Here is a 14,560-nt window from a genome sequence, read left to right as displayed (position 1 = left end):
CTTAAGCGGTAGCGGTTTTCGCGGCGGCGCGCTGACGGCGCACCAGCTCGCCGGCCAAGGCCAGGTAGGCGATGGCACCACGGGATTGTTTGTCGTAGACCAGCGCCGGCATGCCGAAGCTCGGCGCCTCGGCCAGGCGCACATTGCGCGGGATCACGGCGTCATACAGCTTGTCGCCGAAGTGCTGCTTGAGCTGGGCGCTGACGTCGTTGGTCAGGCTGATGCGCGGGTCGTACATGGTACGCAGCAGACCTTCGATCTGCAGCTTGGGATTGAGCAGCTGGCCGATGCGCTGGATGCTGTTGACCAGGTCGCTAAGCCCCTCGAGTGCGTAGTACTCACACTGCATGGGGATGATCACGCCATCGGCGGCGACCAGGGCGTTGATGGTCAGCATGTTCAGCGACGGCGGGCAGTCGATAAGGATGTAGTCGTAATTCTCGCGGATCGGCGCCAGAGCGTAACGCAGGCGGCTCTCCTTCATTTTCATTTCCAGCAGCGCGACTTCGGCGGCCGTCAGGTCACGGTTGGCCGGCAGCAGCTGATAGCCACCGTGTTCGGAGAACTGCATGGCCTGGCTCAGGTCGCACTCGCCAATCAGAACGTCGTAGATCGAGTGTTCGAGGCCGTGCTTGTCGACGCCGCTGCCCATGGTCGCATTGCCCTGCGGGTCGAGGTCGATCAGCAGCACGCGGCGCTTGGTCGCCACCAGAGAAGCGGCCAGGTTGATGCACGTCGTGGTCTTGCCCACGCCGCCTTTCTGATTGGCGATCGCGAATACCTTGGCCATCTTCCTTCCCCCTTAGACCGAGCAACGCAGTATCAACAGATGGCGCTGGCCTTGGCAACCGGGAACCCGCAGCACGTGGGTGGCACTGAGACGGAAGTCCGCCGGCAGGGCCTGCAGCTCGTCATCCGGATGCCCCCCCTTCATCGCCAGCCAGTGGGTGTCGGCGTTACCCAGGTGGCGCGTCCAGTTGCTGAAGTCTTCGAGGCTGCTGAAAGCCCGCGAGCTGATGCCGTCGAATGCCTGCTCGGGTCGATAGGCTTCGACGCGGTTGTGGACAACCTCGAGGTTGCCGAGTTTCAGCTCCAGCTTCACCTGGACGAGAAAACGGGTCTTCTTGCCGTTGGAGTCGAGCAGGGTGAAGCGCCGCTCGGGGAACATGATCGCCAGCGGAATACCGGGCATGCCGCCACCGCTGCCGACGTCCAGCCAGTTATCCCCACGCTCGGCCACGAACGGCACCACCGACAGGCTGTCGAGCAGATGGCGCGACACCATCTCGTCGGGGTCGCGCACCGCGGTGAGGTTGTAGGCCTTGTTCCACTTGATCAGCAGGCCTAGGTAGGCGAGCAGCTGTTCCTGCTGCTGGGTGCTGAGCTCGATACCGAGTTCGCGGGCGCCTTGCAGCAGTTCTTCGGCGTGACGCTGAGTGACCGACATCAGGCGCTCTGCTCCAGTTTCTGACCGGCGCTGCGCTTTTTCAGGTGAATCAGCAACAGCGAAATCGCTGCCGGCGTCACGCCGGGGATGCGCCCGGCCTGGCCGAGTGTCGCCGGGCGAGTGTTGCCGAGCTTGAACTGGATCTCCTTGGACAGTCCGGAAATGGCGCTGTAGTCCAGATCCTCCGGCAGTTTGGTGTCCTCGCTGGCCCGCAGCTTGGCGATCTCGTCCTGCTGGCGGTCGATGTAGCCGGCGTACTTGGTCTTGATCTCGACCTGCTCGGCGACCTGATTATCCACAACCGACGCCTCGGTCAGTTCGACCAAGGTGGCGTAATCGATCTCCGGACGCGCCAACAGGTTGAGCAGGTTGTACTCGTGGGTCAGCGGCGTACCGAAACGTGCAGCGATCGCATCGCCCTGCGGCGTACCTGGACGCACCCAGGTGCTTTTCAGGCGCTGCTCTTCCCGAACGATGCCTTCGCGCTTGGCCTCGAAGGCCGCCCAGCGCTCGTCATCCACCAGACCTAGTTCGCGGCCTTTCTCGGTCAGGCGCAGGTCGGCGTTGTCCTCGCGCAGAATCAACCGGTACTCGGCGCGCGAGGTGAACATGCGGTATGGCTCCTGGGTACCCAGGGTGATCAGGTCGTCGACCAACACGCCGATGTAGGCTTCGTCACGGCGCGGGCACCAGGCGTCTTTGCCCTGCGCACGCAGGGCGGCGTTGCAGCCCGCGAGCAGACCCTGGGCACCGGCCTCTTCGTAGCCGGTGGTGCCGTTGATCTGGCCCGCGAAGAACAGGCCACCGATGACCTTGGTCTCCAGGCTGTACTTGAGATCGCGTGGGTCGAAGTAATCGTATTCGATGGCGTAGCCCGGGCGCATGATGTGTGCGTTTTCCATACCACGAATGCTGCGCACCACCTGCAGCTGCACGTCGAACGGCAGCGAGGTGGAGATGCCGTTGGGGTACAGCTCGTGGGTGGTCAGGCCTTCCGGCTCGATGAACACCTGGTGGCTGTCCTTGTCGGCGAAGCGGTGGATCTTGTCTTCGATCGACGGGCAATAGCGCGGGCCAACGCCTTCGATCACACCGGAGTACATCGGCGACCGGTCGAGGTTGGCGGCGATGATCTCGTGGGTACGCGCGTTGGTATGGGTAATCCAGCAACTGATCTGCTTGGGCTGATGCTCACGCTTGCCGAGGAAGGACATCAACGGCGTCGGGGTGTCGCCTGGCTGCTCGGTCATCACCGAGAAATCCACCGAACGGCCGTCGATGCGCGGCGGCGTGCCGGTCTTCAGGCGGCCGACACGCAGTGGCAGTTCACGCAGGCGGTGGGCCAGGGCGATAGAGGGAGGATCACCAGCACGGCCGCCGGAGTAGTTCTGCATGCCAATGTGGATAAGTCCACCGAGGAAGGTGCCTGTGGTCAACACCACGGAATCCGCATGGAACCTGAGCCCCATCTGGGTCACCACGCCTTTGACCTGCTCGTTTTCCACAATCAGGTCATCGGCTGCCTGTTGAAAAATCCACAGGTTGGCCTGGTTTTCCAGAATCTCGCGTACCGCTGCCTTGTACAGCACGCGGTCAGCCTGCGCGCGCGTAGCACGTACGGCCGGGCCCTTGCGGCTATTGAGAATGCGGAACTGGATGCCGCCTTTGTCGGTAGCGCTGGCCATGGCCCCGCCGAGGGCATCGATTTCCTTGACCAGGTGGCTCTTGCCAATACCGCCGATGGCCGGGTTGCAGCTCATCTGGCCAAGGGTCTCGACATTATGGGTGAGCAGCAGGGTCTTCACGCCCATGCGTGCGGCAGCCAGAGCTGCCTCGGTACCGGCATGACCGCCGCCGATCACGATCACGTCAAAACGGGAAGGGAAATCCACCACGCACCTCGTGCCTGTTGAGAAGGGGTCTGAAAGAAAGGCGGCAAGTATAGGGACTTAAGCCTTCTGAATGAAGCCTTCTGAACAAAAAATAGCCAACTGGTTGGCCACGTTTCTTTTCAGCCTGCTCCTCGACCTGATCACCCTTAGCCCTGGGAAAAATGCGCTCAGGCTTATAAAGAATAGAAAGAGAGAATTTTTATAAAGCTTGTTCTTTATGTTTATGTATAGAGCATTACGATTTTGTGGATAACCCTTTGAACCGCTAGTGTTTGCTGATGTACAGCGAATGATAAGCCTGTGTCGTTCCTGCTTGGATCCATTGAGAAACCTGCTGATCCATTGTGGATGAAAGTGGTGGTTACCCACAGGGCCGTTTACGCCCAGTTTTGTCAGCGGGTTATAAGCAGGGTTCAGGTGAGGTTTTCCACAGAGTTTATCCGCTTCATCTTGACCTGTGGATTAGCGCAGAACGGATGGGCAGTTCTGCGCTCATACGCCGCCGGCGAAGACCCTGGCGCTAAGAAAATCCACGAGAGCACGCACCTTGGGTGAGGGATGCTTGCTCGCTGGCCAGAGAATATTGAAGACATTGCTGCGTCGCGCGAGCTCTGGAAGCACCCGACAGAGTTCGCCATTGGCCAGGTAGCTGTTGACCGAGAAGTCCGGCAGGCAGGCAATGCCGCGGCCTTGGCGAGCGAAGCAGACCCGCGTCTCGATGTTGTTGCAGATCATCGAGACCGGCAGTTGCACCTCTGCTTCACCGGCACTCAGCTGCAACGGCCAGGTTTCCAGCTTGCCGCTATGGGGCAGGCGGTAGTGCAGGCAGCTATGCTGCGCTAGATCGGCGGGTAGCAGCGGTGTGCCACACCGCTGCAGGTAAGCCGGCGAGGCCACCAGCATCAGTTCGAAGGTACCCAGCCGGCGTGCCGACAGCCGCGAATCACCGGGCTCGCCGGTGCGAACCACAGCGTCGAAACCTTCCTCGATGACATCCACCAGGCGATCGCTGAAGTCCAGATCCAGCTCGATATCGGGATAGGCCGCCATGAATTCGCCGAGTACCGGCAGAACCAGCGAGCTGACCAGCGGCAGGCTGACTCGCAGACGGCCTCGAGGCGCGCTGGAGGCCTGCGACAGCTCCATCTCCGCTGCTTCTATCTCAGCGAGGATACGCCGGCTGCGTTCCAGGAACAGCGTGCCTTCCGCGGTCAGGGTGACGCTGCGCGTGCTGCGATGGAAGAGGCGCACGCCGAGCTTCTCCTCGAGCCTGGCCACACTCTTGCCAACGGCCGAGGCCGAAACGCCGAGCAATCGGCCGGCGCCCACGAAACTGCGGGTTTCGGCGACCTGCACGAACACCGTGAAGCCGTTCAGGCTGTCCATCACTTACCTCGATTGCGGACTTATATTTCCGTACTGATCGGAAATCTATCCCACTTTTTCTCTAATACGTGAATTCTTATCGTCGCAGCGGTTATCCATACACAAGGTGATTCGCTGTGATTTCGACTTCTTACCCTGTACGGCGCTGTTCTTCTTCTGCTCTGCGCTCAGTCAGTTCTGGCTATTCGCCTGGTTACCCACAGGCAACGATGGAGCTGTCATGATGAATTCTGGCAAGCGTTTTCCCTTGGGGGCGCTGTTGGCACTGGCTATGGGAGGATTTGTCACCATTCTTACCGAAGCGCTGCCGGCCGGACTGTTGCCGCAGATGGCGCAGAGCCTGGCCGTCTCCGAGGCCTGGGTGGGCCAGACCGTTACCCTCTATGCCCTCGGCTCGCTGCTGGCAGCGATTCCATTGATCATCCTCACCCAGGGCGTACGCCGCAGGCCGCTGCTGCTGACCGCCATTGCCGGCTTCGCCCTGGCCAATACCGTCACGGCGTTATCCACAAGCTTTACGTTGACGCTAGTGGCGCGGCTCGTCGCCGGTGTTTCGGCTGGGCTGTTGTGGGCGTTGGTGGCGGGCTATGCCGCGCGCATGGTGCCGGAGCAACAGAAGGGGCGCGCCATCGCGGTGGCCATGGTAGGAACGCCTCTGGCACTGTCCCTTGGCGTGCCGGCCGGTACCTGGCTGGGCGCGCTGGTGGGCTGGCGCGCGTGCTTCGGCATCATGAGCGCGCTGGCCTTGCTGCTGATGATCTGGGTCAGCTGGCGCGTTCCGGACTTTGCCGGCCAGGCCCGAGGCAACCGTGTGCAGCTTGGCGCCGTGCTGTGTTTGCCGGGAATCCGCCCGGTGCTTTTCGTGGTGCTGGCCTTTGTCCTGGCCCACAACATTCTTTATACCTATATCGCGCCGTTTCTCGCGGCCGCGGGGATGGTCGAGCGCACCGATCTGGTCCTGCTGGTATTTGGCCTGGCATCGCTGGCGGGGATCTGGGTCGTCGGGGTATTGATCGATCATCATCTGCGGCGCATGACGCTGGCCTGCACCTGGCTGTTCGCCGTCGCGGCCAGCGCATTGGCGCTCGGGGGCGAGAGTACGGTGGTGATCTATATCGCCGTCGGTATCTGGGGGCTGGCTTTTGGCGGCGTACCCACGCTGTTCCAGACCGCGCTGGCCAAGAGTGCGGGGCAGGCCGCCGATGTCGCCCAGGCGATGCTGGTGACCGCCTGGAACATGGCCATCGCCGGTGGCGGCATCATCGGTGGGGTTCTGCTCGAGCGTCTGGGTGTCGGCGCCTTTTCACCCGCGCTCCTGGTGCTGTTGCTGGCGGCGCTGCTGGTTGTCGTCCGCTCCAGGCAGCACGGCTTCACCTGAGCGGCTTGGACGCCCCGCTACTTGCCGATGCAGAAGCTGGAGAATATCCGTCCGAGCAGGTCATCGCTGCTGAAGGCGCCGGTGATCTCGCCCAGGGCCTGCTGAGCCATGCGCAGATCTTCGGCGAGCAGTTCGCCGGCGCCCATCAGGGTGAGCTGGTTACGTCCGTGCTCAAGGTACTGTTCGGCCTGGTGCAGCGCTTCGAGGTGGCGGCGGCGGGCGCTGAAGCCGCTCTCGGCGGTCTGTTGATAACCCATGCAGGCTTTCAGGTGCTCGCGCAGCAGTTCCAGGCCGTCTGCGGATTTGGCCGAGAGGCTGAGGGTGACATGACCATCGGCGCTGGTTTCTAGTGTCACTGCCTCGCCGGAGAGATCCGCCTTGTTGCGGATCAGGGTGACCCGCGCCGGGTCCGGGCGCTGTTCGAGGAATTCGGGCCACAGGGCGAAAGGATCGGCAGCTTCCGGCGCGGTGGAGTCCACCACCAGCAGCACGCGATCCGCCTCGTTAATGGCCTTGAGCGCGCGCTCCACACCGATGCGCTCCACCTGGTCATCGGTGTCGCGCAGGCCGGCGGTGTCGACCACATGCAGAGGCATACCGTCGATGTGGATATGTTCGCGCAGCACGTCGCGGGTGGTGCCGGCGATATCGGTAACGATAGCCGCCTCACGGCCGGCCAGAGCGTTGAGCAGGCTGGACTTGCCGGCATTAGGACGACCGGCGATAACCACGGTCATGCCGTCGCGCAGCAGAGCGCCCTGGCCGGCTTCGCGCAGCACTGTGGATAAGTCGGTGCGAACGGCGTCAAGCTGGTTCAGCACATGGCCATCGGCGAGAAAGTCGATTTCTTCCTCGGGAAAGTCGATGGCGGCTTCGACATAGATACGTAACTGGATCAGCGATTCGGTCAGCGCATGCACGCGTTTGGAGAATTCGCCCTGCAGTGAGCGCAGCGCATTGCGCGCGGCCTGTTCGGAGCTGGCTTCGATCAGGTCGGCGATGGCTTCGGCCTGGGCCAGGTCGAGCTTGTCATTGAGAAAGGCCCGCTCACTGAACTCACCGGGCCGGGCCAGACGCGCCCCCAATTCCAGGCAACGACGCAGCAGCAGGTCGAGCACCACCGGGCCGCCATGACCCTGCAACTCCAGCACGTCTTCACCGGTGAAGGAGTTCGGGCCAGGGAAGTAGATAGCCAGGCCTTCGTCCAGCGGCAGCTCATGCTCGGCGAAGAATGGGCCGTGATGGGCGAAGCGGGGTTTCAGCTCGCGTCGGCAGATGGCCTGCGCCAGTTGCCCGGCCAGCGGGCCGGACACCCGTACGATGCCCACGCCGCCACGACCCTGTGCGGTGGCGACGGCGGCGATGGTGTCTCGGGCATGGTTCATGGTGTTCTACTCGCGGCTGGTGGGCAGTTGTACGGGTTAAATCATCGTGCTCTGGGCAATCCATCGCGACTGAATTCGCTCCTACAGGGAGGCGGATAGCAAAACGCCCCAATCATGGGGCGTTTGCTTGATGCTTGAAAGCCTTGGCGAATCAGGCGTTAGCCGGTTTCGCTGCCGCCTCGATCTTGCGCGTAATGTACCACTGCTGGGCGATAGACAGGCAGTTGTTGACCACCCAGTACAGCACCAGACCAGCAGGGAACCACAGGAAGAAGAAGGTGAAGATGATCGGCATCAGCTTCAGCACGCGGGCCTGCATGGGGTCCGGCGGCGTCGGGTTGAGCTGCTGCTGGATGAACATGGTCGCGCCCATGATGATCGGCAGGATGAAGAACGGATCCTTGATCGACAGGTCGGTGATCCACAGCAGCCAGGGTGCCTGACGCATCTCCACGGATTCCAGCAGCACCCAGTACAGGGCGAGGAATACCGGCATCTGCACCAGGATCGGCAGACAGCCGCCCAGCGGATTGATCTTCTCTTTCTTGTACAGCTCCATCATCGCCTGGGACATCTTCTGGCGATCGTCACCGTGCTGCTCTTTCAGCGCCTGCAGTTTCGGCGATACGGCACGCATGCGCGCCATCGAACGGTAGCTGGCCGCAGAGAGCGGGAAGAAGATCAGCTTGATGATGATCGTCAGGACGATGATCGACCAACCCCAGTTACCGAGCACACCGTGGATCACTTCCAGCAGCCAGAAGATCGGCTGGGCCAGGAACCACAGGAAGCCGTAATCGACGGTCAGCTCCAAGCCAGGGGACAGGGTACCCAGGTGTTCCTGCAGCTTGGGACCGGCGTAGAGGATTGCGCCGGTTTCGCCCTGCGCACCGGCAGCGACCTGCACGGATTGGCCGGTGAAGCCGACGATGTAATTGCCCTGGCTGTCCTTGCGGGTTTGAACCAGGTTGGTGCTGTCCTTGTTCGGCACCCAGGCGGTGACGAAGTAATGCTGCAGCCAGGCGACCCAGCCTCCTTGCACGGTTTCCTTGAAGGACTGCTTGTCGATGTCTTTCATCGACACCTTTTTATAAGGCTCTTCGCTGGTCCACAGCGCGGCACCCAGGTAGGTGGCAGTGCCGGTGGCGGTGGTCGAGGACGGGTCACCGCTATTGTCACGCTTGAGCTGGGCGAACAGGTTACCGCTCCAGGCCTGATCGCTCTGGTTGTCGATCAGGTAACGCACATCCACCTGGTAGGCCGACGGATCGATGCAGCCGGGCTTCTTCAGCTCCTGCTCACGCGCGGAGCACTGCGGGTTCAGGCCGCGTTTGAAGCTGTAGCGCTTGATATAGCTGACGCCGTTTTCGCTGTAGGTGAGATCGACGACCAGGCTGTCCTGGCCTTCGGCCATTTCGTAGCTCTGCTTCTCGCTGGACCACAGGGCACGGCCGCTGGATTTGTCCGGGGCGTTCTGGCCGATCAGGCCGCTTTGCGCCAGGTAGGTGCGCTCGCTGCCGTTGTCGAACAGCTGGAACGGCACGTCCGGACGGTCCTGGCGACGCGGGTACTGGGGCAGACGCAGCTGCACGATATCACCACCACGCGGGTCGATGGCCAGATCGAGGACATCGGTCTTGACGCGGATCAGCTCGTCGCTGGCTACAGCGGTCGGTGCAACGGCAGCTGCAGTGGGCTCTGCCGTGGCAGTGGGGATGTCGTCGTTGCCGGTGCTGGCGGTAGCCGCGGGCGTATCGGGCAGGGAAGGCGTCGCAGCGGTCGAGGTACTAACCTCGGCTGGCAGGGCAGCCTGGCCATAGTCCTCGTTCCATTGCAGGACCATGAGGTAGGACACGACTGCCAGGGCGACGATCAGGATCGAACGTTGGATATCCATGATTATTCGGCCATCGAAGGGGAACGGGATGTTTTTACGGGTGGAACCGGATCGAAACCGCCGGCATTCCAGGGGTGGCAGCGACCGAGACGGCGGGCTGCCAGCCAGCCACCACGCAGGAAGCCATGTTGCTCGATGGCTTCGTAGGCATAGCAGGAACAGCTGGGGTAGAAGCGACAATGACTGGCCATCAGCGGACTGATGGCGTAGCGATACACCTGGATACAGGCTAGAGCCGCTTTACGCATGGGGATTGTCGCTTGTCCCGGGGGATAAGTCTGCGTCGCGACTGGGCCGGCTTCGGGCCAGGCGTTTCCAGAGTTTGCCGAACTGCTGAGCAAGTTCGCCGTTCTCCAGATCGCCTAGCCCTTTGCGGGCGACCACCACGATATCCCAGCCCACCAGATTGTCTTGGTTGAGGCGGAAGGATTCGCGGATTTGACGCTTGATGCGGTTGCGCTCGACGGCGAGCTTGACGCTCTTCTTGCCGATCACCAGACCTAGGCGGGGATGATCAAGCTGGTTATCGCGCGCTAGCAGCAGGACACTTTTGCCCGGAGCTTTGCCGCTTGGGGAGTCGAAGACTGCCTTGAAATGCCGGGGAGTCAGCAGTCGCTTTTCCCGGCCGAAGCCTCGACTCACCACCTGTCTGGATGAATTAGACAGTCAGACGCTTGCGGCCCTTGGCGCGACGACGCGACAGGACGGCACGGCCGTTCTTGGTGGCCATGCGGGCACGGAAACCGTGGGTGCGAGCGCGCTTGATGGTGCTGGGTTGGAAAGTGCGTTTCATGGTGCGTTACCTGGGTGATCGACTAGGGTCGGAATGACCCCGGTTTAAAGAGACCGGCAATTCTAGAGAAAGCCGCGCGGTAGGTCAATTTCCAACCAACCTTATTCGCCAGATAGAAATAGAAAGAAAGAAAAGGGTTTAAAGCTCTTTTCTATGTTTATGTTGATTAGCCTTGCCATGGGTTGTGGACAACCCTCTGTTCGCAGCGTACTCCCTGATCCAGCGCCAAGGATAAGTCTGTCCAAAAGGCGTGCTTCTACTGTGCGCGTCCTGCCTACAAGCTGAGGATGGAATGCTGGTTTACCCACAGCCGGGTTATCCGCACGTTCATCCCCAGAGTTTTGCAGAAGCTTATCGGGCGCTTATCCACAAGGTTCATGACGTCGATTGATAAATCTGATGAATGAAACTAAGGCTTTGATTTTACTTGGCCATCTGCCGCATGTGGTGTGGATAACTTGAACGTTGGCCGCTACAATGACGGCTGTTTTTTTGCACCGCCGCTTGGATAGGGGATAGTCAGTGTCAGTGGAACTATGGCAGCAATGCGTCGAGCTTCTGCGCGATGAATTGCCAGCCCAGCAATTCAACACCTGGATCCGTCCTCTGCAGGTCGAAGCCGAAGGCGACGAGCTGCGTGTGTATGCGCCTAACCGTTTCGTACTCGACTGGGTCAACGAAAAGTACCTGAGCCGTTTGCTCGAGTTACTTGGCGAGCGAGCTGGTGGTCTGGTTCCTGCGCTCTCCTTATTAATAGGTAGCAAGCGTGCAGCCACCGCGCGGGTCGCGCCTACTGCACCGTTGCCTGCTGCCGCGCGTGCTGCTCAGGTTCAGGCTGCCGCTGCGGTAAGCAAGCCTGTTCCTCCGCCGGTGCAGGAGGAGCCCTCGCGAGCCAGTTTCGATTCGATGGCCGGCTCGGCGCCGCAACCACCAACACCTGCCGTGGCGCCTCGTACTGAACGTACCGTGCAGGTCGAAGGTGGGCTCAAGCACACCAGCTACCTCAATCGCACCTTTACCTTCGACAACTTCGTCGAGGGTAAATCGAACCAGTTGGCGCGCGCCGCCGCCTGGCAGGTGGCCGACAACCCCAAGCACGGCTACAACCCGCTGTTCCTGTATGGCGGCGTCGGTCTGGGCAAGACCCACCTGATGCACGCTGTGGGTAATCACCTGCTGGCGAAGAACCCAAACGCCAAGGTGGTGTACCTGCACTCCGAGCGCTTCGTCGCCGATATGGTCAAGGCGTTACAACTCAACGCCATCAACGAGTTCAAGCGTTTCTACCGTTCGGTGGATGCGCTGCTGATCGATGACATCCAGTTCTTCGCCAAGAAGGAGCGCTCCCAGGAGGAGTTCTTCCATACCTTCAACGCACTGCTCGAAGGCGGCCAGCAGGTAATTCTCACCAGCGACCGCTATCCGAAGGAGATCGAAGGCCTGGAAGAGCGGCTGAAGTCGCGCTTCGGCTGGGGCCTGACCGTGGCGGTGGAGCCGCCCGAGCTGGAAACTCGTGTTGCGATCCTGATGAAGAAGGCCGACCAGGCCAAGGTCGATCTGCCGCATGATGCTGCGTTCTTTATCGCTCAGCGTATTCGTTCCAACGTACGTGAGCTGGAAGGCGCATTGAAACGGGTCATCGCTCACTCGCATTTCATGGGCCGCGACATCACCATCGAGCTGATCCGCGAGTCACTCAAGGATCTGCTGGCCCTGCAGGACAAGCTGGTCAGCATCGACAACATTCAGCGCACGACTGCCGAGTACTACAAGATCAAGATCACCGATCTGCTTTCCAAGCGTCGTTCACGCTCGATCGCCCGGCCGCGTCAGGTGGCCATGGCGTTGTCCAAGGAATTGACCAATCACAGCCTGCCGGAAATCGGTGTGGCCTTCGGCGGTCGTGATCACACCACGGTGTTGCACGCTTGCCGTAAGATTGCTGAACTTAGGGGATCCGACGCGGACATCCGCGAGGACTACAAGAACCTGCTGCGTACGCTTACAACCTGATCGCAGCTCCACGAGGCAAGGGACTAGACCATGCATTTCACCATTCAACGCGAAGCCCTGTTGAAACCTCTGCAACTGGTCGCCGGTGTCGTGGAACGACGCCAGACGCTGCCGGTTCTGTCCAACGTCCTGCTGGTGGTCGAAGGCCAGCAGTTGTCGCTGACCGGTACCGATCTCGAAGTCGAGCTGGTTGGCCGCGTCACGCTGGAAGATGCTGCCGAGCCAGGCGAGATCACCGTGCCGGCGCGCAAGCTGATGGATATCTGCAAGAGCCTGCCATCCGATGCGCTGATCGACATCCGCGTCGATGACCAGAAGCTGCTGGTCAAGGCCGGTCGCAGCCGTTTCACCCTGTCGACGCTGCCGGCCAATGACTTCCCCACCGTGGAAGAAGGCCCGGGCTCGCTGACCTTCAACCTTCCGCAAGCCAAGCTGCGTCGCCTGATCGAGCGCACCAGCTTCGCCATGGCTCAGCAGGATGTACGTTACTACCTCAACGGCATGCTGCTGGAAGTACAAAGCGGTCTGCTGCGCGCGGTCGCCACCGATGGGCACCGTCTGGCCATGTGCTCCATGGAAGCGGCCATCCAGCAGGACGGCAAGCACCAGGTCATCGTGCCGCGTAAAGGTATCCTCGAGCTCGCTCGCCTGCTCACAGAGCAGGACGCCGAAGTGAGCATTGTGCTGGGGCAACACCACATCCGTGCCAACACTGGCGAATTCACATTCACCTCCAAGCTGGTGGACGGCAAGTTCCCGGACTACGAGCGTGTGCTGCCGCGTGGTGGAGACAAGCTGGTACTGGCGGATCGTCAGGGCCTGCGTGAAGCGTTCAGCCGTACCGCGATTCTCTCCAACGAAAAGTATCGTGGCATTCGTCTGACCCTGGCTGCCGGCTTGCTGAAAATCCAGGCCAACAACCCGGAGCAGGAAGAGGCCGAGGAAGAGATCGTTGTCGACTACAACGGCAGCGGCCTGGAAATCGGTTTCAACGTCAGCTACCTGCTGGACGTATTGGGTGTGATGGGTACCGAGCAGGTGCGTCTGATTCTCTCCGACTCCAACAGCAGTGCCCTGCTGCAGGAAGCCGATAATGACGATTCGGCTTACGTCGTTATGCCGATGCGTCTGTAATAGCTGTTCAACGGGTAATCGGCGTCAACACAATCAGCTTTGGCATGCTGCGGATTTCATTCCGTAGCATGCCAAGGCTGATTTCGTTTCAGGCAGACCATTTGCCCTCTTCGCCCCGGCTCCGCTCATGTCCCTGACTCGCATCACCCTAACCGCCGTACGCAATTTGCATTCTGCGTCATTGCAGCCTTCGCCACGCATCAACATTCTTTATGGCGCCAACGGCAGCGGCAAGACCAGCGTGCTGGAAGCGATCCATCTGCTCGGTCTCGCCCGCTCCTTCCGCAGCACTCGTCTGCAACCCGTCATCCATTACGAACAACCAGCCTGCACTGTATTTGGTCAGGTGCTGTTGGCCCAGGGCGGCTCGAGCAACCTAGGTATTTCACGTGATCGCCAGGGTGAGTTACAGATTCGTATCGATGGGCAGAATGCGCGTAGCGCTGCGCAGCTCGCTGATCTCTTGCCGTTGCAACTTATCAACCCGGACAGTTTCCGCTTGCTGGAAGGCGCGCCGAAGATTCGCAGGCAATTTCTCGACTGGGGTGTGTTCCACGTGGAACATCGCTTTCTCGGCGCCTGGCAGCGTCTGCAGAAAGCCCTGCGGCAGCGTAACTCGTGGCTGCGACATGGTACACTTGACGGTGCTTCGCAGGCCGCGTGGGACCGCGAATTGTGCAGCGCGAGCGAGGAAATCGATACTTATCGGCGAGCCTACATTCAGGCTCTGAAGCCGGTATTCGAGCGCACCCTTGGTGAGCTGCTGCAACTGGAAGGCTTGACGCTGAGTTATTACCGCGGCTGGGACAAGGACCGTGAGCTGAGCGAAGTGCTCGCCTCTACCCTGCTCCGCGATCAGCAACTGGGTCATACCCAGGCTGGACCGCAGCGTGCCGATTTGCGGCTGCGGCTGGCGGGGCATAACGCGGCGGAAATCCTGTCGCGAGGACAACAGAAGTTGGTGGTGTGTGCATTACGCATCGCCCAGGGCCACCTGGTGAATGAAGCCAAGCGTGGACAATGTATCTATCTGGTGGACGACCTACCGTCGGAGCTGGATGAACAGCATCGTCAGGCACTGTGCCGGTTGCTGGAAGATTTGCACTGCCAGGTATTCATCACCTGTGTGGACCATGAATTGTTGAGCGAAGTCTGGCAGACGGATACGCCGGTTGCCATGTTCCACGTGGAACATGGCCGTATCACCCAGACCATCGAGCATCGGGAGTGAAGGC

The 14,560-nt window shown here is 60.8% G+C and carries 13 protein-coding genes; 4 read left to right on the top strand and 9 right to left on the bottom strand.

Features of this window, described 5'->3' with window-relative positions; translation table 11 throughout:
* Position 1: 1 nt before the first annotated feature.
* The 4 genes from B3P22_RS01755 to B3P22_RS01740 all read right to left on the bottom strand — a co-directional run bounded on the left by B3P22_RS01755 (position 2) and on the right by B3P22_RS01740 (position 4,725).
* Positions 2–790, bottom strand: a complete 789-nt coding sequence (locus tag B3P22_RS01755) for a ParA family protein (protein WP_013717985.1) — start codon at positions 788–790, stop codon at positions 2–4.
* Between the two features lie 12 nt (positions 791–802).
* Positions 803–1,450, bottom strand: coding sequence for a 16S rRNA (guanine(527)-N(7))-methyltransferase RsmG (gene rsmG, locus B3P22_RS01750; RefSeq protein WP_296269641.1), 648 nt, complete (start codon positions 1,448–1,450; stop codon positions 803–805).
* Positions 1,447–3,339, bottom strand: coding sequence for a tRNA uridine-5-carboxymethylaminomethyl(34) synthesis enzyme MnmG (gene mnmG, locus B3P22_RS01745; RefSeq protein ID WP_296269630.1), 1,893 nt, complete (start codon positions 3,337–3,339; stop codon positions 1,447–1,449). The genes rsmG and mnmG overlap by 4 nt, the downstream gene beginning before the upstream one ends.
* A 492-nt stretch (positions 3,340–3,831) precedes the next feature.
* Positions 3,832–4,725 carry a LysR family transcriptional regulator gene (locus B3P22_RS01740; protein ID WP_296269629.1) on the bottom strand — a complete coding sequence of 298 codons (894 nt, stop codon included), beginning with the start codon at positions 4,723–4,725 and terminating at the stop codon, positions 3,832–3,834.
* Positions 4,726–4,945: 220 nt separating this feature from the next.
* Here B3P22_RS01740 and B3P22_RS01735 point away from each other — a divergent pair, with 220 nt between their 5' ends.
* Complete coding sequence (locus tag B3P22_RS01735) at positions 4,946–6,103, top strand: MFS transporter (RefSeq protein ID WP_296269628.1); 1,158 nt, start codon at positions 4,946–4,948, stop codon at positions 6,101–6,103.
* A gap of 17 nt (positions 6,104–6,120) precedes the next feature.
* Here B3P22_RS01735 and mnmE read toward each other — a convergent pair whose 3' ends face one another.
* The 5 genes from mnmE to rpmH form a co-directional block, all read right to left on the bottom strand.
* The gene (gene mnmE, locus B3P22_RS01730) at positions 6,121–7,488 is read right to left on the bottom strand and encodes a tRNA uridine-5-carboxymethylaminomethyl(34) synthesis GTPase MnmE (protein WP_296269627.1); all 1,368 of its coding nucleotides are present in this window, start codon (positions 7,486–7,488) and stop codon (positions 6,121–6,123) included.
* 151 nt (positions 7,489–7,639) lie between these two features.
* On the bottom strand, positions 7,640–9,385 hold the full coding sequence (gene yidC / locus B3P22_RS01725) for a membrane protein insertase YidC (RefSeq protein ID WP_197858699.1): 1,746 nt from the start codon (positions 9,383–9,385) through the stop codon (positions 7,640–7,642).
* A gap of 2 nt (positions 9,386–9,387) precedes the next feature.
* Positions 9,388–9,633, bottom strand: a complete 246-nt coding sequence (gene yidD / locus B3P22_RS01720; protein WP_013717990.1) for a membrane protein insertion efficiency factor YidD — start codon at positions 9,631–9,633, stop codon at positions 9,388–9,390.
* Positions 9,626–10,027, bottom strand: coding sequence for a ribonuclease P protein component (rnpA, locus tag B3P22_RS01715; protein ID WP_296269626.1), 402 nt, complete (start codon positions 10,025–10,027; stop codon positions 9,626–9,628). The genes yidD and rnpA overlap by 8 nt, the downstream gene beginning before the upstream one ends.
* 16 nt (positions 10,028–10,043) lie before the next feature.
* Positions 10,044–10,178 carry a 50S ribosomal protein L34 gene (rpmH, locus tag B3P22_RS01710; RefSeq protein ID WP_003246698.1) on the bottom strand — a complete coding sequence of 45 codons (135 nt, stop codon included), beginning with the start codon at positions 10,176–10,178 and terminating at the stop codon, positions 10,044–10,046.
* A 522-nt stretch (positions 10,179–10,700) separates the two neighbouring features.
* Between rpmH and dnaA the strand changes: the two genes are divergently transcribed.
* The 3 genes from dnaA (at position 10,701) to recF (ending at position 14,556) form a co-directional block, all read left to right on the top strand.
* On the top strand, positions 10,701–12,191 hold the full coding sequence (gene dnaA / locus B3P22_RS01705; protein ID WP_115290324.1) for a chromosomal replication initiator protein DnaA: 1,491 nt from the start codon (positions 10,701–10,703) through the stop codon (positions 12,189–12,191).
* Between the two features lie 30 nt (positions 12,192–12,221).
* On the top strand, positions 12,222–13,325 hold the full coding sequence (gene dnaN / locus B3P22_RS01700; protein WP_197858701.1) for a DNA polymerase III subunit beta: 1,104 nt from the start codon (positions 12,222–12,224) through the stop codon (positions 13,323–13,325).
* A 127-nt stretch (positions 13,326–13,452) separates the two neighbouring features.
* Positions 13,453–14,556 carry a DNA replication/repair protein RecF gene (recF, locus tag B3P22_RS01695; RefSeq protein ID WP_296269625.1) on the top strand — a complete coding sequence of 368 codons (1,104 nt, stop codon included), beginning with the start codon at positions 13,453–13,455 and terminating at the stop codon, positions 14,554–14,556.
* The last annotated feature ends 4 nt before the right edge of the window (positions 14,557–14,560 follow it).

Origin of the sequence: Pseudomonas sp. UBA6323, from assembly GCF_002439135.1 — a bacterium.
Lineage (GTDB): Bacteria > Pseudomonadota > Gammaproteobacteria > Pseudomonadales > Pseudomonadaceae > Aquipseudomonas.
Note: the sequence above shows the minus strand (reverse complement) of the source record. Positions and strands in the feature narration are given on the sequence as shown.